21 protein-coding genes are annotated in these 19,460 nt (G+C 56.4%); 10 read left to right on the forward strand and 11 right to left on the reverse strand.

Annotated elements, in window-relative coordinates:
- The 3 genes from dnaG to AACZ86_RS05505 all read right to left on the reverse strand — a co-directional run bounded on the left by dnaG (position 1) and on the right by AACZ86_RS05505 (position 2,831).
- On the reverse strand, positions 1–1,869 hold the full coding sequence (gene dnaG, locus AACZ86_RS05495) for a DNA primase (protein WP_339690098.1): 1,869 nt from the start codon (positions 1,867–1,869) through the stop codon (positions 1–3).
- Entirely contained in the window at positions 1,866–2,273 is a 408-nt protein-coding gene (locus tag AACZ86_RS05500) for a DUF559 domain-containing protein (protein WP_339690101.1), read from the reverse strand. Before AACZ86_RS05500 ends, dnaG begins: the two co-directional genes overlap by 4 nt.
- A gap of 105 nt (positions 2,274–2,378) precedes the next feature.
- Positions 2,379–2,831: a GatB/YqeY domain-containing protein gene (locus AACZ86_RS05505; RefSeq protein ID WP_339690104.1), complete on the reverse strand. Its 453-nt coding sequence runs from the start codon at positions 2,829–2,831 to the stop codon at positions 2,379–2,381.
- Between the two features lie 133 nt (positions 2,832–2,964).
- Between AACZ86_RS05505 and carA the strand changes: the two genes are divergently transcribed.
- The 6 genes from carA to AACZ86_RS05535 all read left to right on the forward strand — a co-directional run bounded on the left by carA (position 2,965) and on the right by AACZ86_RS05535 (position 9,354).
- The gene (carA, locus tag AACZ86_RS05510; protein WP_339690106.1) at positions 2,965–4,158 is read left to right on the forward strand and encodes a glutamine-hydrolyzing carbamoyl-phosphate synthase small subunit; all 1,194 of its coding nucleotides are present in this window, start codon (positions 2,965–2,967) and stop codon (positions 4,156–4,158) included.
- Positions 4,158–4,535, forward strand: a complete 378-nt coding sequence (locus tag AACZ86_RS05515; RefSeq protein WP_339690108.1) for a ribonuclease E inhibitor RraB — start codon at positions 4,158–4,160, stop codon at positions 4,533–4,535. The genes carA and AACZ86_RS05515 overlap by 1 nt, the downstream gene beginning before the upstream one ends.
- Complete coding sequence (locus tag AACZ86_RS05520; RefSeq protein WP_339690110.1) at positions 4,535–4,783, forward strand: hypothetical protein; 249 nt, start codon at positions 4,535–4,537, stop codon at positions 4,781–4,783. Before AACZ86_RS05515 ends, AACZ86_RS05520 begins: the two co-directional genes overlap by 1 nt.
- Positions 4,784–8,119, forward strand: coding sequence for a carbamoyl-phosphate synthase large subunit (gene carB / locus AACZ86_RS05525; RefSeq protein WP_339690111.1), 3,336 nt, complete (start codon positions 4,784–4,786; stop codon positions 8,117–8,119). It abuts the gene before it with no gap.
- Positions 8,120–8,233: 114 nt separating this feature from the next.
- A complete protein-coding gene (gene greA / locus AACZ86_RS05530) occupies positions 8,234–8,707 on the forward strand; it encodes a transcription elongation factor GreA (RefSeq protein WP_339690113.1) in 474 nt (157 codons plus the stop codon).
- A gap of 11 nt (positions 8,708–8,718) precedes the next feature.
- A complete protein-coding gene (locus AACZ86_RS05535) occupies positions 8,719–9,354 on the forward strand; it encodes a rhomboid family intramembrane serine protease (protein ID WP_339690116.1) in 636 nt (211 codons plus the stop codon).
- On the opposite strand, the gene AACZ86_RS05540 is transcribed toward AACZ86_RS05535, so the two are convergent.
- Genes AACZ86_RS05540 through AACZ86_RS05560 form a run of 5 tightly spaced genes read right to left on the reverse strand, consistent with a single transcriptional unit; the run spans position 9,351 to position 11,432 of the window.
- Complete coding sequence (locus AACZ86_RS05540) at positions 9,351–9,587, reverse strand: DUF4170 domain-containing protein (RefSeq protein ID WP_339690117.1); 237 nt, start codon at positions 9,585–9,587, stop codon at positions 9,351–9,353. The two genes, AACZ86_RS05535 and AACZ86_RS05540, sit on opposite strands and share 4 nt — an antisense overlap.
- On the reverse strand, positions 9,584–10,123 hold the full coding sequence (locus tag AACZ86_RS05545; protein ID WP_339690119.1) for a hypothetical protein: 540 nt from the start codon (positions 10,121–10,123) through the stop codon (positions 9,584–9,586). The genes AACZ86_RS05540 and AACZ86_RS05545 overlap by 4 nt, the downstream gene beginning before the upstream one ends.
- Before the next feature lie 3 nt (positions 10,124–10,126).
- Positions 10,127–10,441 carry a hypothetical protein gene (locus AACZ86_RS05550; protein ID WP_339690121.1) on the reverse strand — a complete coding sequence of 105 codons (315 nt, stop codon included), beginning with the start codon at positions 10,439–10,441 and terminating at the stop codon, positions 10,127–10,129.
- An 8-nt stretch (positions 10,442–10,449) separates the two neighbouring features.
- Entirely contained in the window at positions 10,450–10,860 is a 411-nt protein-coding gene (locus AACZ86_RS05555) for a phage holin family protein (RefSeq protein ID WP_339690122.1), read from the reverse strand.
- Between the two features lie 35 nt (positions 10,861–10,895).
- A complete protein-coding gene (locus tag AACZ86_RS05560) occupies positions 10,896–11,432 on the reverse strand; it encodes a hypothetical protein (RefSeq protein ID WP_339690124.1) in 537 nt (178 codons plus the stop codon).
- Positions 11,433–11,637: 205 nt separating this feature from the next.
- On the opposite strand from AACZ86_RS05560, the gene eno reads away from it, so the two are divergent.
- The 4 genes from eno to AACZ86_RS05580 all read left to right on the forward strand — a co-directional run bounded on the left by eno (position 11,638) and on the right by AACZ86_RS05580 (position 15,923).
- Positions 11,638–12,912 (forward strand): phosphopyruvate hydratase, encoded by a 1,275-nt coding sequence (gene eno / locus AACZ86_RS05565; protein WP_339690126.1) that lies wholly within the window; start codon positions 11,638–11,640, stop codon positions 12,910–12,912.
- A 101-nt stretch (positions 12,913–13,013) separates the two neighbouring features.
- Positions 13,014–13,325, forward strand: a complete 312-nt coding sequence (locus AACZ86_RS05570; protein ID WP_339690129.1) for a septum formation initiator family protein — start codon at positions 13,014–13,016, stop codon at positions 13,323–13,325.
- A 118-nt stretch (positions 13,326–13,443) separates the two neighbouring features.
- Positions 13,444–14,541 carry a pyruvate dehydrogenase (acetyl-transferring) E1 component subunit alpha gene (gene pdhA / locus AACZ86_RS05575; RefSeq protein ID WP_339690130.1) on the forward strand — a complete coding sequence of 366 codons (1,098 nt, stop codon included), beginning with the start codon at positions 13,444–13,446 and terminating at the stop codon, positions 14,539–14,541.
- Complete coding sequence (locus tag AACZ86_RS05580) at positions 14,541–15,923, forward strand: pyruvate dehydrogenase complex E1 component subunit beta (protein ID WP_339690131.1); 1,383 nt, start codon at positions 14,541–14,543, stop codon at positions 15,921–15,923. Before pdhA ends, AACZ86_RS05580 begins: the two co-directional genes overlap by 1 nt.
- 22 nt (positions 15,924–15,945) lie before the next feature.
- Here the strand turns inward: AACZ86_RS05580 and AACZ86_RS05585 are convergent, their stop codons facing one another.
- The 3 genes from AACZ86_RS05585 to AACZ86_RS05595 are packed head-to-tail and all read right to left on the reverse strand — an operon-like array spanning position 15,946 to position 19,270.
- Positions 15,946–16,650, reverse strand: coding sequence for a TadE family protein (locus tag AACZ86_RS05585; RefSeq protein ID WP_339690132.1), 705 nt, complete (start codon positions 16,648–16,650; stop codon positions 15,946–15,948).
- Positions 16,641–17,249: a TadE family protein gene (locus AACZ86_RS05590; protein WP_339690133.1), complete on the reverse strand. Its 609-nt coding sequence runs from the start codon at positions 17,247–17,249 to the stop codon at positions 16,641–16,643. The genes AACZ86_RS05585 and AACZ86_RS05590 overlap by 10 nt, the downstream gene beginning before the upstream one ends.
- On the reverse strand, positions 17,249–19,270 hold the full coding sequence (locus AACZ86_RS05595) for a TadE/TadG family type IV pilus assembly protein (RefSeq protein ID WP_339690135.1): 2,022 nt from the start codon (positions 19,268–19,270) through the stop codon (positions 17,249–17,251). Before AACZ86_RS05595 ends, AACZ86_RS05590 begins: the two co-directional genes overlap by 1 nt.
- Between the last annotated feature and the right edge of the window lie 190 nt (positions 19,271–19,460).

Genomic DNA, 19,460 nt, shown 5'->3' on the forward strand with positions numbered 1-19,460 from the left:
CTATACTGCGTCGTCGATCTGGGTCAGCTCGACCAATCGCTCGTGAAATAACTGCTTCGCTTCCCGGAGGCGCTGCTGCTCGGCCTGGCTCTCTTCCGTGAGTTCATCCATATACCGCCGCGTTGCCTCTGCCAGAGCTGCTTCCAGTCCGGGGCGCGCTGTCACCACTTTTATCGCTTCTGCCAGATCCTTATGCGCCCGTTCGATCAAAAGCGAAGGGGCATCGTCTGGCATTTTGCGGTTGAAAGTGAAATTCAGCGCGTCGGCCCGTAACAGCCCTTTTGCGACATTATAACAATCTGTCTTTTCCAATATGGTAAGAAGGCCCTGCATATCAAGCGTTTCTTTGCGCATTGCGACATTGATTAATTCGCCGAGCAACATCTGCAGCTGCGAATCGGCAAGTTTGATTGCGTTCAACTCTTCGAAATGGCTGGAAATCCGGCACGGATGACGGATTAAACCACCCAATATGCCCTTGGCAATCTGCAGGTCATAACCTTCGATCAAAAAGCTCTTTGTTTCCTCCAGCGGTTTGTACGAGACAAATTTGGACGGGAACTTGCGGCCTTTATTCGGGGTGAACCGCCCTTCGGACCGATTGTCTTTCTGGGCGAAAAAGGCGGCCTGATAGCGTTCGTGAAATTCCTGGCGATAATGCTGGGCAATATCCTGATCGGCAATATCGCGGACATGATCGGAGAGGCGTTTTTTCAGGCCCGCCTTGGTTTCCGGGGTGTTGAGCGGTTCGGCGTCATATTCCACCTGCCAGATTTTATCGTCCAGCGTCTGCGGCTTGGCGATCAGGGAGGCGAAAGCATGGGCACCGTCGGAACGGATCAGATCATCGGGGTCCTGACCGGCGGGGAGGGAAATGAAGTGCAGGCTGTGCGAAGGCCGCAATATCGGCAAGGCGCGCAGGGCGGCGCGCATCGCGGCTTTCTGTCCGGCATTGTCACCGTCGAAGCAGAGGATTGGCGCCTCGACCATCTTCCAGATGCGTTCGATCTGATGCTCGGTCAGCGCCGTGCCGAGCGGAGCGACGACATCGGCAAAACCGGCCTGGGCCAAAGCGATAGCGTCCATATAGCCTTCGACGACCAAAATCCGGCCAGTCTGGCGAGAGGCGGGGGATGCCTTGTCGAGATTGTAGAGCGTGCGACCTTTGTCGAACAAGGGCGTGTCGGGGGAGTTGAGATATTTTGGCTCGCCATCGCCCAATATCCGGCCACCGAAGGCAATCACCCGGCCGCGCGGATCGCGGATCGGGATCATCAGGCGACCGCGGAACCGGTCATAGGGATCTTTGCCGTCGACCTTGATTAGTAGGCCGGCCTCGATCAGCTGGTCCACGCCATGGACAGAAAGGGCCTCCTTTAGCCGTCCGCGGGAATCGGGGGCAAAGCCGAAGCCGAACTCGCGGATCGTGCTTTCCGATATGCCGCGATTTTTCAGGTAATCCCGTGCTGCAGCGCCGTCGCTTCCCTGGAATTGCGCGACAAACCAGTCCTGTGCTGCCGCCATGACGTCATGCAGGGTTGCCCGGGTCTCCTGACGCTGTGCCGCGCGGGGATCGGGGGCAGGGACTTCCATCTGCGCTTCTGCGGCGAGGTCCTTGACCGCGTCCATGAAGCCAAGACCGCGCTGTTCGGTCATCCAGCTGATCGCGTCGCCGTGCGCTCCGCAGCCGAAGCAGTGGTAGAAGCCCTTTTCGTCGTTGATCGTGAAGCTGGGCGATTTTTCGTTATGGAACGGGCAGCAGGCTTTATATTCGCGACCCGCTTTCTGGATTTTGACGGTGCGCCCGATCAGCGTGGAAAGGGTGACGCGCGATCGCAGTTCTTCCAGCCATTGCGGGGTGAGGGTCATTGGTCCCCCTCCCGCTTGCGGGAGGGGTTAGGGGTGGGGATATCAGCGAGCACACGCTCGATCTCCCCGACTACACCCGCAATATTGCTCAAAACATCATCATTTGTGAATCGAATAACCTTATACCCATGCTCGACAAGATCACCTGTTCGCTTCGCATCATAGTCTTGCTGCGTTTCATAGTCTTGCTGCGTTTCATGCGAATATCCATCAATTTCAATAATCAATCCCAGCTCGCGGCACAGGAAGTCAGCATAATAAGGCCCAACGGGCAATTGTCGGCTGAATTTGCGCCCGCCGACCTGCCGTCTCGATAAATATTTCCAAAGCTCTCGTTCAGCCGGTGTGGCTGCGTTGCGCAGGGATTTTGCGCGATTGGTATTTCTTGGTTTGAAAACTGGCACTTCTATTTCTTTTCAGTCCCACCCAGTTTGTTGGCAGCTTAATCCCCCGGATTAAGCCGAGGGCCACCAAACTCCCCTCCCGCAGGCGGGAGGGGGATTTTTAGTTCAGCTCAAAGCTGCCTTCACCAGCGCGCTGGCTTTGCTCATGTCGATTTCGGTGCCGTGGCGTTTTTTCAGTTCGCCCATCACCCGGCCCATGTCTTTCATGCCGTCGGCGCCGAGTTCGGTCTTGATGCCGTCGATCAGCGCAGCGGTTTCTTCGTCGCTCAACTGCGCGGGGAGGAACTCCTCGATCACTGCCAGTTCCATTTTTTCCGCTGCGGCCAGCTCGGTGCGGCCGCCGGATTCGAACATGTCTATCGATTCGCGGCGTTGCTTGGCCATCTTTTGCAGCACGTCGATCAGGATAGTATTGTCGTCGCGACCATCTTCCTTGGTGCGCAGTTCGATGTCCTTGTCCTTGATCTTCGCCAATATGCTGCGGGTCGCGGCGGTGCGATCCTTGTCACCGGCCTTCATGGCGGCAATTTGCGCGGCTTTCACGGTATCGCGAATCATGGCGTTCCTCATATTTTTGGAATAAGCGACCACTATAGCGGGAAGATAATATTTTTCATAGATTGTGGCGCCAGAAATCTGGTTCTAGGTCCCATGAAATTTTGCGCCTAAGACGGACCCAAAGGAACAGCCCATGACCCATGACCATAATCCCGCCGCTCCAGAGGGTGCAACAGGGATATTGGTATTGGCCGACGGCACGATAATCTGGGGCAGGGGCTTTGGTGCCACCGGTTCTGCGGTTGGTGAAGTCTGCTTCAACACCGCGATGACCGGCTATCAGGAAGTGATGACCGATCCCAGTTATGCCGGGCAGATCGTGACCTTCACCTTTCCCCATATCGGCAATACCGGCACAAATGACGAGGATGTCGAGGCGGACAGCCCGCATGCTCTGGGCTGTATCGTCCGCGAGGATATTACCGCACCGTCCAATTTCCGCGACCAGAAGCCGTTTGACCAGTGGATGGCCGAACAGGGCCGGATCGGGATCAGCGGCGTTGATACGCGGGCTTTGACCCGGCGGATCAGGGAAGCTGGCGCTCCCAATGCGGTGATCGCTCATGATCCCGAGGGCAAGTTCGATATCGACGAATTGCTTGGTCAGGCGCGGGCCTGGGCGGGTCTGGAAGGCATGGATCTGGCCAAGGAAGTGACCGGGCACCAGACGCAGCTTTGGGACAAGGGTGGCATGTGGCGACTGGGCCATGGCTATGCACCATTGGAAGATTTGGAAGCATCTTTTAGCCGCCCGCATGTGGTGGCGATCGATTATGGTGCGAAGCGGAATATCTTCAGAAACCTTGTGAAGGCTGGCACAAAAGTTACTGTAGTTCCTGCTGAAACTTCTTATGAAGAAATTATGGCGTTGAAGCCGGCAGGCGTGTTTCTGTCCAATGGACCCGGCGATCCGGCCGCGACCGGCGTCTATGCGGTTCCGGTGATCCAACAGCTGCTGGAAGCGGATATGCCGATGTTCGGTATCTGCCTCGGTCACCAGATGCTGGCGCTGGCGGCAGGTGCCAAGACCGTCAAGATGCACCAGGGCCATCGCGGTGCCAATCATCCGGTGCAGCGGATCGGCGGCGGCTGGGCCAAGACCGAAGGTCTGGTCGAGATCACCAGCATGAACCACGGCTTTGCGGTCGACGGTGACAGTCTGCCCGACAATATTCACGAAACCCACAAGAGCCTGTTTGACGGCAGCAATTGCGGCATCGAAATCATCGGCAAGCGCGCCTTCGGCGTGCAATATCACCCCGAAGCCAGCCCCGGCCCGCAGGACAGTTTCTATCTGTTCGAGAAATTTGTCGGAGGTCTCAGCTAATGAGCGGCCCAATTGATCCAGCACACCTTGCCGAAGAATGGGCAATTGATGACGAAATCCTGCAGAATATGGCAGCGGGCGGCGATTTGTCGCATGTTGTGCGCGAAATTAACGTGCAATTTGTCGGCGCGGTCTCCGATCTCAACAAACTGAAGAACGATGCGGCCAAATGGGGCTTTCGCTCGGCGCTGGTCACCAACGAGGATGACGAGTGGGTGGTCGAACTGCAGATTGACCTCGACACCAAACGCGAAACGATCCGCGAACTGACCCGCAAATGCCTCGAGATCGAAAGTGAATATGACATCGACCATGATGGTTGGGGCTGCTTCGCCTGCAACGAGAATGGCGAAATTTCTGACGAGAATCCAGCGTGATGGCGTGGAATTTCGACGGTGATTACCTGTCTGATTTGGAACCGGTGCTGAGTCAGTTGAGTCGTTTGAATTTAAAAGCCGCAATTCGGTCGCTTGAAGAAACAAAAGCTGCCGGATCTACTGGCGGAGAAATTCTTGACGGCATTCGTCGGGAACTGAAGAATCTGGATCCAGTGATGCTGGATGAACCAGCAAAGATGGCAGTAGTCGATTATCTTGAACGCTCAAGTCGAGGACTTTTTTCCTAAATGCCCAAAAGAACTGACATAAAATCCATCCTCATCATTGGCGCTGGCCCGATCGTTATCGGACAGGCCTGCGAGTTTGATTACTCCGGCACGCAGGCGTGCAAGGCGTTGAAGGAGGAGGGTTACCGGATCATCCTGGTCAATTCCAACCCGGCGACGATCATGACCGATCCGGAAATGGCGGATGCGACCTATGTCGAGCCGATCACACCGGAAATTGTCGAAAAGATCATCGAGAAAGAACGTCCCGATGCGATTCTGCCGACGATGGGCGGGCAGACGGCGCTGAATACAGCGCTGACGCTGAACAAGCGGGGCGTGCTCGAGAAATATGGGGTTCAGATGATCGGCGCCGACGCAGAGGCGATAGACAAGGCCGAGGACCGCGAGAAGTTCAAGCGGGCGATGGACAAGATCGGTCTGGAAAGCCCGCGCAGCGCGGTGGCGCACAGCGAGGCGCAGGCGCTCGAAATTCTTGAGGAAATCGGACTGCCGGCGATCATGCGGCCCAGCTTCACGATGGGCGGCACCGGCGGCGGCGTCGCTTATAATCGCGAAGAATTCATCCATTATGTCCGGACCTCGCTCGACGCTTCGCCGACCAACGAGGTGCTGATCGATGAATCGCTGATCGGCTGGAAAGAATATGAGATGGAGGTTGTCCGCGACAAAAAGGACAATTGCATCATCATCTGCTCGATCGAGAATGTCGATCCGATGGGCGTGCATACCGGCGACAGTATTACGGTCGCTCCGGCGCTGACCCTGACCGACAAGGAATATCAGATCATGCGCAACGCCAGCATCGCGGTGCTGCGCGAAATCGGCGTGGAAACAGGTGGTTCGAACGTACAGTTCGCAGTCAATCCGAAGGACGGGCGACTGGTGGTCATCGAGATGAACCCGCGGGTTTCGCGGTCTTCCGCTCTGGCGTCCAAGGCGACCGGCTTCCCGATTGCCAGCGTCGCCGCGAAACTGGCGGTCGGCTATACGCTCGACGAGATCGTCAACGACATCACCGGCGCGACCCCGGCGTCGTTCGAGCCGACCATCGACTATATCGTCACCAAGATCCCGCGCTTTGCCTTTGAAAAATTCAAGGGCGCAGAGCCTTTGCTCTCGACCGCAATGAAGTCGGTTGGTGAAGTCATGGCAATCGGCCGCAATATCCACGAGTCGATGCAGAAAGCGCTGCGCGGTCTGGAAACCGGTCTCGACGGCTTCAACCGGGTCGAGGCGCTGATCGGTGCATCACGTGAAGATATCTCCGCAGAACTGGCGCGGGCGACGCCCGACCGGCTGCTGGTCGCGGCGCAGGCAATGCGCGAAGGCTTCACCGACGCGGAAATCCACGACATTGCCGGTTTTGATCTCTGGTTCCTCGCCAGAATTCGCGAGATTATCGACGTCGAGCAGGACATACTCGACAATGGCCTGCCGAACGAGGCGGAGCCTTTGCGCAAGCTGAAGTCCATGGGCTTTTCCGACCAAAGGCTGGCCAAGCTGGCGATCGATTCGGTTCATGTCGCCGGTGGAGCAGGGCGCGCGGTCGCCGGTGGCCACGGGCTGGTTCATGACGCGCTTGCCGCCATGGCGGGCGCGACAACCGAAGCCGATGTGCGGGCCCTTCGCCACAAGCTCGGCGTGCGGCCGGTGTTCAAGCGGATTGATACCTGCGCGGCGGAATTTGAAGCCAAGACGCCTTATATGTATTCGACCTATGAAGCGCCGATCTTCGGCGCGCCGGAATGCGAATCGCAGCCGACCGAACGCAAGAAAATCGTCATTCTCGGCGGTGGACCGAACCGCATCGGGCAGGGGATCGAATTCGACTATTGCTGCTGCCACGCCTGTTTCGCCCTGTCCGAAGCGGGCTATGAAACGATCATGGTCAACTGCAACCCGGAAACCGTCTCGACCGATTATGATACGTCCGACCGGCTCTATTTCGAGCCGCTGACCGCTGAAGATGTGCTGGAAATCCTGCACGTCGAACAGCAGTCGGGCGAACTGGTCGGTGTGGTTGTGCAATTTGGCGGACAGACACCGCTGAAATTGGCGCAGGCGCTGGAAGACGCGGGTATTCCGATCCTCGGCACCTCGCCGGATGCGATCGATCTCGCCGAAGACCGCGAGCGCTTTGCCAAGCTGGTCCACAAGCTGAAACTCAAGCAGCCGGAAAACGGCATGGCGCGGACCCGCGACGAAGCGGTGAAAATCGCCGACCGGATCGGCTATCCGGTGCTGCTGCGGCCGAGCTTCGTGCTCGGTGGCCGGGCGATGGAAATCGTCGACGGACCGGCCCAGCTGGAAAATTATATCAATACGGCGGTGCAGGTGTCGGGCGACAGTCCGGTGCTGGTCGACCAATATCTGCGCGATGCGGTCGAAGTCGATGTCGATGCGATTTGCGACGGCGACGAAGTCGTGGTCTGCGGCTTGCTGCAGCATATCGAGGAAGCCGGCGTCCATTCGGGTGACAGCGCCTGCTCGATCCCGCCATACAGTCTGAGCGACGAGATTATTGCGGAAATGGAACGGCAGACCGAGGCGCTGGCTTTCGGCCTGAAGGTTCGCGGGCTGATGAACATCCAGTTCGCGGTCAAGAATAATGAAGTCTATCTGATCGAGGTCAATCCCCGCGCCAGCCGGACGGTTCCTTTCGTCGCCAAGGCGATTGGCGTGCCGATTGCCAAGATCGCGTCCCGCGTGATGGCCGGCGAGAAACTGAAGGACCTGCCCGTGATCAACCGGCATATCGATTATACCGCGGTCAAGGAGGCGGTGTTCCCGTTCAACCGTTTCCCCGGTGTCGATCCGATCCTGTCGCCGGAAATGAAATCCACCGGCGAAGTCATGGGCATCGACCAGGGCTTCCCGATTGCCTTTGCCAAATCGCAACTGGGTGCCAGCGCGATATTGCCCGACAGCGGGACGATCTTCATCTCGGTCAAGGAAACCGACAAGAAAGTGATCGAACCGGCGGCGCGTCTGGCGGAGAAGCTGGGCTTCAAACTCATCGCTACCTCGGGAACCGCAAACTATCTGGCCGAGAAGGGTATCAAGGTCGAGAAAGTCAACAAGGTCGCCGAGGGGCGTCCGCATATTGTCGACCGGATCAAGGACGGTGAAGTCAATCTGATCTTCAACACGACCGAGGGCTGGCAGTCGCTCAAGGACTCCAAATCGATCCGGGCGGCGGCGCTGGTCGGGAAGATTCCGATCTATACGACGGCCACCGCCAGCAATGCGGTAATGCAGGCGATTGAGGCGATGCGCGATCAGACTCTTGAAGTTCGTGCGCTACAGTCCTATTATAAGGCTTCGCAGACTTAATTTTCCGACATTTTGTCACACTGCGGGCGTTCCTTCCAAGCGGGGCGCCGGAAAACTGTTTTAGACGCTGCACGGCAGAAATCGGCAGCGTATCAGTAAGGAAAGGCCAATCTAATGGCTGTTGAAAAAGTACCAATGCTCGCCGAAGGCCATGTTAAAATGGAGGCCGAACTCAAGGCGCTGAAATTGGAGCGTCCGATCATCGTCGACGCGATCGAAACCGCGCGTGCCCACGGCGATCTGTCGGAAAATGCCGAATATCACGCGGCCAAGGAACGCCAGGGCCAGGTCGAGGCGACGATTGGCGATCTCGAGGACAAGTTGTCGCGCGCCCAGGTCATCGATCCGAAGACCCTGTCCGGTGACAAGGCTGTGTTCGGTGCGACGCTGACCTTGCTCGACGAGAATGACAAGCCGGTAAAATATCAGCTGGTCGGACAGGCGGAAGCCGATGCCAAGGCTGGCAAGATCAGCTATAATTCACCGATTGGCCGCGCCTTGATCGGCCGCAGCGTCGGCGACGATATCGAAGTGACGGTGCCGTCGGGCGACAAATATTTTCTGCTCGAAAAGATCGAGTTCATCTAAACCAGATGAACATGCCCGCCGGAAAACTGACCAATGGCCTGATCATCGCCAATGTGTTGATCTATCTGGTGATCTGGATTTTTGGCTGGCAGCAGGATGCGTTGCTGCGCGGCGGGATGTTCCCGATCCGGCTGAGCGGAGAGCTTGTTGATGTGTCCGCTTATGGCTGGCTGGTACCGGCCTGGCTGACGCCTTTGTCGTCGGCCTTTCTGCACAGTGGCCTGCTGCATCTCGGCTTCAACATGGTAATGCTGCTGTTCTGCGGCCGCTTTGTCGAGCAGGCGCTGGGGCCACAGTTGATGGCGATCCTCTATGTGGTCGGCGCCTATGCGGCGGCTTTCGCGCAATATGCGGTCGAGAGCGATTCGATGGTTCCGATGATCGGCGCGAGCGGCGCTATTTCGGCGGTATTGGGATCTTATGCGCTGCTGTTCGCGCGAAACAAGGTCAATCCGGTCGGCCCGGTTCCCGGCTATGTCGTCCGCATCGTCTGGCTGACGCTGGCGTGGATCGGCATCCAGCTGATGGTCGGACTGGCGACCAGCGGCAACCTTCAGGGCATCGCGATCTTTGCGCATATCGGCGGATTTGTTGCCGGTCTGGTGCTGACCAGACCCTTGCTCGAATGGCGGTTCCGAAGCGCCTAGGCTTCGAGCGGAACGTCCGGTTCGAGCAGCTTGTGCAGATGGACGACAACATATTTCATTTCGGCATCGTCAACCGTCATCTGGGCCTTTGAACGCCAGGCGTCCTCTGCTGCCTCATAGTCGGGATAGACTCCGACGAGATCCATCTTGTCGAGATTGACAAATTCCATGCCGCGCGGATCCTTGACCCGTCCGCCCATGACCAGATGAATTTTACTGCGTTCTTCGTTCATTTTTTGCCCTGATTTTCTTCTTTCACCGCATCCTGCGCTGCGGCCATCGCGGTCTTAGCAGCCTCGATGGCTTTGCCAAAGAGATCTTTAAACTGCGCGCGCATATTGTCGTTGCTCAGTCCCATCTCGCCGATCTGGTCGCGGCTTGCTTCCTTGGCTGCCTGATAGGCGGTCCTCGCGGTCTCGTTGATCCTGCGTCCTGCGCCACCGACATATTTGCCTTCGGCTTTGCTTTTCGGCAGCAGCGCCCCGATCAATATGCCCAGAGCGGCACCACCGGCGACAATTGCGAGCGGGCTGCTGGATATTGTTTCTTCGGATTTCGCCACGGCCTTTTTCGCCGCGTCTCTGGTTGCCGCAACGCTCTCGGCCGCTTTCTCGCGTCCTTCGCCGAGCAGAGCCGCAGCCCGCGCCTTGCTTTCGGACATTTTCTCGCGCGCGACGATCGAGCTTTCGGCCGCGATTTCCTTTGCCGTTTCAAGCCGTTCCCGCGACGCTGCGCGGGCTTTGTCGATATTGTCGGTCAGTTTGTTCATAGTCTATTCCTCGGTTTGATCCGGCGCGGATTTCTTCTGGTTGGCGATCAGTCTGGCAATGGGTCTGCGCATCGCGATCAGGGTCGCGGTTGCGGCAACGGTTGCGGTAATGCCCGGGTGGGCCCTGACTCCGCTAATGGCGCTTTCGCCTGCCTTGCGGACGCGCGTCGCGGCTTTGCTTTTCGCTTCTGCCATCAGGTTGGACGGTTTCAACCGCTCTCTGGTGGCGGCCGTATCCTGCTTCAGATTTTCCCGCGCCTGATCCCGGTCCATCGACAGGCTTCGCAGGCTGAATATCTCGTCGTTATTTCTTGCCATCAATATTCTCACGAATCATTTTCATCAAGCGGCAGTTTCCTGGCCCGTTTTATCGCCATTCCCATCGCGACACTAGCGATTAGCAGCGCCGATCCGGTCACGATGCCGGTAGCCGCCACAGGACCGACATGCTGCGAAAGGACCAGCAAAAGCCCCAAGATAAGAGCGATAATTGCCATGATGCCAACCACCAGTCCGATGCCGAACAGCAGCAAGACACGCTTGGTCGCCGCCAGATTGACCGACAATTTGGTGCGATAATATTCGACTTCGGCATGGGCCAATATCCGAACATCTTCGACCAGACCGGTCAGCTGTGCCGCCAGAGTTCTGGATTCAGCTTCGTCGCCGACGGCAGACGCGGTCTCTTCGGGTGGTCGCTCGTCATCCAAAACTGGGATATCCTTGTTCTGCAGCATCCGTCACCCGTCGATATGGTGGCGCAACGCTACACTCATGCGTCGCGATCATCCATCCCTGATTTGATCAGACGGGATACAAGAAATCCGACCACTGCGGCTGCGCCAATGGCGACGGCCGGGCTTTTCCGCACGAAACCGCGGGCGTCCTCGACCATGTCGTCGATTTCCTTGCCGTTCAGTTTTTCGGCGAAGGAGGAAACGGCGTCTGCAGCCGAACGCGCATAGTCGCCATATTTTTCACCGACATTACTGTCTAGCGTTTTGGCGCTGTCCTCGATCATCTTGCTCAGATTCTCGATTGCATTGCCGGTCCGTTCCTTGCCTTGCGTGGCTGCCGATTTGGCTTTGGTCATCGCGCGTTCCTTGAAATCGCTGGTCGTATCGGTTTTCGATGCCGCTGCCTTGGTGGCTCCGGCTTTCAGCGGAGCAGCTTTTTGCGCCTTTGCGGTCCGCTTTTCCGATGTATCTTTTTTCGGAGCGGCTTTTCCGGCTGTGGCTTTCTTGGCGGCGGGCTTCTTTGCCGTCGCTTTTGTCGCCGGCTTCGCGGCCGTTTTCTTGGCTTCTACCATGATGAATATTCCTTCCTGACTTGTCCCTTATCAACACTCCGCAAACCGAAAGCGTTCCATTTGCGGTTCCCTTACTATCGACATGGTATCATTTGCTTATGAATCAAGGGGCAAAGCAACGATTAAAGAGTGGCAATGGATTGCCAGAAGCCTGCCATCGCGATAAGGTCGCGGTCATTATTTCCCTTCAATCGGAGCCCTATCAATGACCGCAATAATCGACCTTCATGCCCGCCAGATTCTGGATAGCCGCGGCAACCCTACGGTAGAGGTCGATATCCTGCTTGAAGACGGCAGTTTCGGTCGCGCGGCGGTGCCTTCGGGCGCTTCCACCGGTGCTTATGAAGCGGTTGAATTGCGCGATGGCGACCAAAGCAAATATCTCGGCAAGGGCGTTCTCAAGGCGATCGAAGCGGTCAACGGAGAGATCAAGGATGCGCTGACCGACTTTGACGCCGAAGACCAGGAAGAACTGGACGCGGCGATGATCGCGCTGGATGGCACGCCGAATAAAGCGCGACTGGGCGCAAACGCGATATTGGGCGTCAGCCTGGCTGCTGCAAAAGCTGCAGCGGACGCTCGCGGTCTGCCGCTCTACCGCTATGTCGGCGGGGTTTCGGCCCATGTTCTTCCGGTGCCGATGATGAACATCATCAATGGTGGTGAACATGCCGACAACCCGATCGATTTTCAGGAATTCATGGTCATGCCGGTTGGCGCTGACAGTCTTTCCGAAGCGGTGCGCTGGGGTTCCGAAATCTTTCACACGTTGAAAAAGGGTCTGTCCGAAAAAGGACTGGCAACAGCCGTGGGTGACGAAGGCGGTTTCGCGCCGAATCTCGGCTCGACCCGCGAAGCGCTCGATTTCATCATGGCATCGGTCGAAAAGGCCGGGTTCAAGATCGGTGACGAAGTGGTGCTGGCGCTGGATTGCGCCGCGACCGAATTTTTCCGGGACGGTAAATATCATATTTCCGGCGAGGGCAAAGTGCTCAGCCCGGCAGAAATGTCGGACTATCTCGCCGCGCTTTGCAAAGACTATCCGATCAAGTCGATCGAGGACGGCATGTCGGAAGATGATTTTGAAGGCTGGAAGCTGATCACCGATGCGGTGGGCGATACGGTGCAACTGGTCGGTGACGATCTGTTTGTGACCAATCCGGAGCGCCTGTCGATGGGCATTGCCGATGGCCTCGCAAATTCGCTGCTGGTCAAGGTCAACCAGATCGGGACCTTGTCGGAAACATTGGCCGCCGTCCGGATGGCCCAAAATGCGTCTTATACCGCGGTCATGTCGCACCGATCCGGCGAGACGGAAGACAGCACCATTGCCGATCTGGCGGTTGCGACCAATTGCGGTCAGATCAAGACCGGCAGCCTGGCGCGGTCGGACCGGCTGGCCAAATATAATCAGCTGATCCGGATCGAGGAAGAACTGGGAAGCGTCGCCCGTTACGCGGGGCGTTCCATTTTCAACTGACTCCTGTTTCCTCGTTATTATGAGGCGGCTGGGCGCTGTTTGTCCGATTTAAATATTAATGCTCTTGCCAGCGAATCACTTTTCTGATTCAAGACTGTTCTATGGCGCAACGCGAAAAAATTACGGATCTGATCAGAGCGGCCCTCGGGCCGGGATTCGCGTTGATGACTCTGCTTGCCATCGCCGGCTATGCCGTGCTCGGACCGACCGGCGTATTGGCCTGGGGCGAATATCAGGCCAAGCTGGAAACACGCGGAATCGAACTGGCAAAACTGCAAGCCGAACGGGCTGCTCTCGACAACCGGGTGCGGTTGCTTGACCCCCGTGGCGCTGACCCGGATCTGATCGGCGAGCTGCTGCGCAAGAAGGTGAATGTTGTCCATCCCGACGAGATAATCGTTCCGCTGAAATAGCGGTCAGCCGTTTCTATCCGTGATCTCGTTTATTTAACCGGTCACTGAGTCTAAATACTTGGGTAACGCAAAAGTTTTGGCTATGCTGATCCTTCGTCAAAAAAAGGATCCCGCTCGCGTGGCAAAATCTCCCCGGAAAACCACTCCCGTCAAGAAACCTGCGGCGCCCAAGCGTGCGCCAGCCAAAGCCCCGGCAAAAGCAAAAGCTACCGTCCATTCGACGGGCGGGCTGACCGCACCCATTTATAACGCAACAAAAGCGGAAATGATGGATTTCTATGAGCAAATGCTGCTCATCCGGCGTTTCGAGGAAAAGGCGGGTCAGCTTTATGGTCTCGGCCTGATTGGCGGATTCTGCCATCTCTATATTGGTCAGGAAGCGGTCGTAACCGGCCTGCAAACGGCGATCAGCCCGGGCAAGGACAGTGTCATTACCGGCTATCGCGATCACGGCCATATGCTGGCCTGCGGGATTGACCCGAAGATCGTGATGGCGGAGCTGACCGGTCGCGCTTCCGGCATTTCGAAAGGCAAGGGCGGCTCGATGCACATGTTCTCGGTCGAGCATGGCTTTTATGGCGGCCATGGTATCGTCGGGGCCCAGGTCTCGCTCGGCACCGGTCTGGCCTTTGCCCATAAATATAAAGAGGATGGCGGTGTCTGTCTGGCCTATTTCGGTGACGGGGCTTCCAACCAGGGACAGGTCTACGAGAGTTTCAACATGGCGGAACTCTGGCAATTGCCGGTGATTTTCGTGATCGAGAATAACCAATATGCAATGGGCACGAGCGTCAACCGTTCGTCCGCCGAAGACCAGCTGTACCGGCGCGGCGAAAGCTTTCGCATTCCCGGCGTGCAGGTGGACGGCATGGATGTTCTGGCTGTTCGCGGTGCGGTGGAAGAAGTCCTGAAAGACGTGCGCAGCGGTGGCGGTCCTGTATTGATGGAGCTTAAAACCTATCGCTATCGCGGCCACTCGATGTCCGATCCGGCCAAATATCGCAGCCGTGACGAAGTCCAGGATGTGCGCGAGAAATCCGATCCGATCGAGCGTTTGAAAGTGGCCTTGCTGAAACAGGGTGTGAAGGAAGAAGATTTGAAAGCGCTGGACAAGAAAGTTCGCAAAATTGTGGTTGAAGCGGCCGACTTTGCTGAAGCATCACCCGAACCGGAACTGTCCGAACTCTATACCAACGTGCTGGTGGAGCAATATTGATGGCGATCCAACTGAAAATGCCCGCCCTTTCTCCGACGATGGAAGAAGGCACATTGGCCAAATGGTTTGTCAAGGAAGGCGACGAAGTCAGCTCCGGCGATATTCTCGCCGAGATTGAAACCGACAAGGCGACAATGGAATTTGAAGCGATTGACGAAGGCGTGATCACGAAAATATTGATCGCAGCCGGGACCGACGAGGTTGCTGTCGGAACCGTTATTGCCGAAATGGCAGGCGAAGACGAAGAGGCCAGTCCTGCGACTGAAGCGGAACCGGTCAGCGCCGTGCAGGAAGAAGCCAAGGCGGAACCGGAAAAGGAAGCGGCGCCCGATATCACGGAAGTCGCACCGCCGGCTCCGATATCGCGGGCCAATGATCCATCCGTGCCAGAGGGAACCGAGCTGGTCTCGATCACGGTCCGGGAAGCCTTGCGCGACGCGATGGCAGAGGAAATGCGCAAGGACGGGACGATCTTTGTGATGGGCGAAGAGGTCGCCGAATATCAGGGCGCCTACAAGGTCACCCAGGGACTGCTCGAAGAATTCGGTCCGAAGCGGGTGATCGACACGCCGATTACCGAACATGGTTTCGCCGGCATCGGTGCCGGTGCGGCGATGGGCGGGTTGAAACCGGTCGTCGAATTCATGACCTTCAACTTCGCGATGCAGGCGATCGACCAGATCATCAACTCGGCAGCCAAGACCAATTATATGTCCGGCGGCCAGATGCGCTGCCCGATTGTATTCCGCGGCCCCAATGGTGCGGCATCCAGAGTGGGCGCGCAGCATAGCCAGAATTATGCGCCATGGTATGCGGCCGTTCCCGGTCTGATCGTGATCGCGCCTTATGATGCGGCAGATGCCAAAGGTCTTCTTAAAGCGGCGATCCAGTCGCCCGATCCCGTTGTGTTTCTGGAAAACGAACTGCTCTACGGACGGTCTTTCGAAATACCGCAGATCGAGGATTATACGCTTCCGATCGGCAAGGCGCGGATCATGCGCGAAGGCAGCGACGTCACCATCGTCAGCTATTCCATCGGTGTCGGTATGGCGCTTGAAGCCGCGGACACGCTGGCAGGCGAGGGGATTGAAGCGGAGGTTATCGATCTCCGGACATTGCGACCGCTGGATACCGAAACGGTGCTGAAAAGCCTCTCCAAAACAAACCGGATGGTTGTGGCCGAGGAAGGCTGGCCGGTCTGTTCGATTGCGAGCGAGATTATTGCCTTGTGCATGGAACACGGATTTGACGATCTTGACGCGCCGGTGACCCGGGTGACCAACGAAGATGTCCCGTTGCCTTATGCGGCTAATCTGGAGAAAGCGGCTCTGATCGATGTGCCCCGGATTATCGCGGCGGTACAGAAGGTCTGTTATAAATAGCGTTTCGCTGGTCTAGCAGGATCTAGCTGATACCATCATATGTACCGCAATCGGCGACTGGATCACTTCCGGTCCGGTCGTAGATTTGCGTCAGATCACGACGGTCGCGTACGTTGAAGGCGCTTCGCGTGGTTATCGTCCGGGTATCCGTAAACGTGTTCGAAATCAAAGGCTTGTAGTCGTAGGAAACCTCGACAAAAATCACTGCCCCATCGTCAGGTGCCGATACCCGGGTGCCCGATGGACCCATGCCGTTGACGGGCCGGTCCGGAGCATTTTCACCTTCGGTTCCGTAGCTTGAGTCATAGATTTTTTTGCCTTTGCATCGCTGCCAATGGATATATTGATCACCGTCGCTATGCTTTTGGAGGCTGCTTATGATGATGCGACCATTTTCGAATATGTCGACATATCGACCGGCCTGAAGATCCGCGCCGACGAACAGGTCGTTAATGTCAGCTTCGTAAATCGTCTTTTGAGTCAACAAAGCGCCTTCACCGATGCGCGCAGCATTGTCGGCAGCATGCATGGAAACCTGGTTGACCCGCATTCTTACCATCGCAACATTTGCTATCTCGGCGCCATACATTCCGACGCCCATTACCAACGGCAAAGAATAGGCAAATTCGATAAGTGCAAGGCCGCTCGTATTGACGGCGAGTGCCGACAAGATCCGTTTGATCGATGCGAAAGGCTTGCGCCCGCTAGGCTTTTGTCTCAGGTACAATTTTTTATCCCTCCGCGTGCGGATTGTTCGCCAAATGGCTGGTTCCGGACGACCGTGCTGGCTTCAATCGATTCCTCTTGCGGCAGTCCAATCAGGCCCGCCATGGGAAACAGCCGAGGATAGGTAACCCGGACCGTATATAATACCGCGTCTTTCGCATTACCTTGCCCGGTAGCGCCCCGGTCAGCATCCCAGCTGTCATTGCCGTTGAGGTCGTCATAAGGTTCGCCATTGTTGCAATCACCGTCATTATTGGTGTCAGTGAAATCTTCAGGTTGCGAGACATCCGTGAAATTGCTGTAATTCCGGCGTGTAAAATCAAATGTCGAAATCGGTTCCGGCTGAAGTACAGGCAGCATCAGGTTCTTCACCCGAGCATCGATTGCGCCGGCGTTGCTGGCACCATCGTCGAGACTGGCATCGCGCGCGGCCTTTTGCACGGAACCCTGCAGAATCGATGTCGCATAAATGCGATGACCGACATCCAATATACCCATGATCAAAAGGATGAGGACCGGCGCGACGAATGCGAATTCCACGAGGGCTGCGCCGGCATCATCTCTTTTGAGCGAGCGGAGTTTGTTGATAAATCCCAGCATCAGTTCGTCAATCTCAGTTGCGAGATATCATTCGCGATGGTGCGGAAATTTTCCAGCAATTGCGCGCTGTTGCTTGCGTTGTAGAATTTTCCGGAAGTCGCGCAATTCTGCAGATTGGTAATCGAGCTGGCGCTCACGCCGTTACCGAATGACACGACCCATAAGGTGATATTCTGGTTCTTGATCGCCCCGCACATCGCCAGGAAGCGTTTATTGACCTGCGTTTCGAGATCACCGTCTGATGGCGAACTGCCGGATGAAGTCCTGCGACGATCATACCATTCCACGCCATAAGAAGTATATTGCGAGCTGCTGGTCACGGTGTCGCCATCCGTCATGAAGATCAGATGGCGGTCAATGGCACCGCCGGTAGACGTTGTAGCATTTTCTGACGCGAAAATTCCTGTTGGCGACAGCAAGCGAGCGCCCCAGATCAATCCGATATCGTGATAGGTACTGCCGATCGCATCGAGATTGTCGAGATAGTCGTCAAAATTGTCAGGATTGTCCCAACGCCGCAATTTGCTCGCTTCGTTGGCGCAGGTATAGCTATAGTTCCGACTTAGATTATTGGAGGATGAAACCGTCGAGCTCGTCCGGTTGCCGCTGGAATTATACCGGCCCCAGACGGCTTCATCGAGTAGCGGTCCCCATTGCGTGGCCGGGTCACCGATGGTCGGCACCCGATCGATATCAAGGTCATATGCGGCCGCAGGTATCGGATCGAAATTGCTGGTTCTTACAGTTTGGCGTTCTTCGATACAGCCATCCCAACGCACGCCTGTATCCAGGCCCTGGTTCCCGACCGGAAGGTCAATCGAATTGTTCCACGTCGATCCGCCGGCTTTCAGGCCACTGACGTTGAACGTCACCGGCTTATAGTCATAGTGGGAAAAGACTTGTTGCTGTTGGTATACCGGCTGGTTTACCTGTCGATATTCCCGTCGCTCGGTAAGACCCCGCGTCCGTAACTGGATGCGGCAACGGTCCTGCCCGCTGTTGTAACTGGTGCTATAGTCATATCTGGTTCCGGATATATCGACATACCAGCGGGTGATCTGCTGACCGCCAGAGGTCCAGGTATATTCATTATATTTTGGCCCTTCGTTACCCGACATATCGTCATAGTCATTGGGCTTGAGGTCATCGCACGCATTGCTGTTGCGGACATTATAATGTGTATCGATAGTTGATGTGCCGGTCCAGTTACCGTCATAATAATAGTTGGTGTTATAGAGATATGGCGTGCCTGGCGTATAATCGACAATCACATTTTCCAATCTGGTGACGGCTTCGCGGGACTGGTAGGTCCAGTTGTCGGCCAGAAAATCGTTCGGCAGAAGTTTGCCGACGTTCACATTCGTACTATAGGGCACGAAGCCGAAGCGCAGGTGAGCGGTATTTGCGCTGCCCGGCGACGGCGTTGATCCGCAATCTTCGTCACTGTTACGTTTTGCCAATGTTTCATAGAAACATTTAACCGCAGAGCGCAGTCCGCGGATACGGGCATTTGATGCTTCGTTATTGCCGTTATTGCTACAATATGAGGATCCGGTGTCGGGGCAGTTCATCGACCCGGTCGTATCCAGAACGAACATGACGTCGGTATTGGGAATGCTCATCGAGGCATCGCATTCGACGGTGATGCTTTTCGTGCCGTAGCCGAACATCTGCATCACGGCCATATCCAGTTTTACCGTTGCAACGCCGGTGACGGTCCCGGCATTTTCGGTAAAGGTGGATGTTCCCTGATAAGACCCATAGGCATCGGTGTCGAAATTTGCCCGGAACATATTATTGGCCGACGTGCGGGCCGCATTGCTATTCGCGGTCCAGCTGCCACCGCCCATTTGGCGGCGCCCTGCGAGAGCACCGGCGTCGCATGCCTGTTGCAAACGTGTCTGCACCAGATAGATGCGGCTGACATCAACTCCGCCACCGATCATGGCGGCCATCGGGAAGAGCGCCATTCCGGCCATCGCAAGAGTATTACCAGCGGTATTGGTGCGCAATTCTTGCAAGAATGATCTCGCTGATTTCGTCCTGTTCCGGTCAAACATGCCCCTGGCCCCATGATCTGTGCGCGAATTCTTGCGCCGTTCAATTTTCATTTCTGCATGTCTGATAGGGAGAAAAGGGTTAGCGGCGGTGCAATAGGCGTGGTTAAAGCGATCTTTACCTTGATTTCGCACGGAAAACTCGCGACCGCAG

Source organism: uncultured Parasphingorhabdus sp., assembly GCF_963975735.1.
In the GTDB taxonomy this organism is placed as follows: Bacteria; Pseudomonadota; Alphaproteobacteria; order Sphingomonadales; family Sphingomonadaceae; genus Parasphingorhabdus.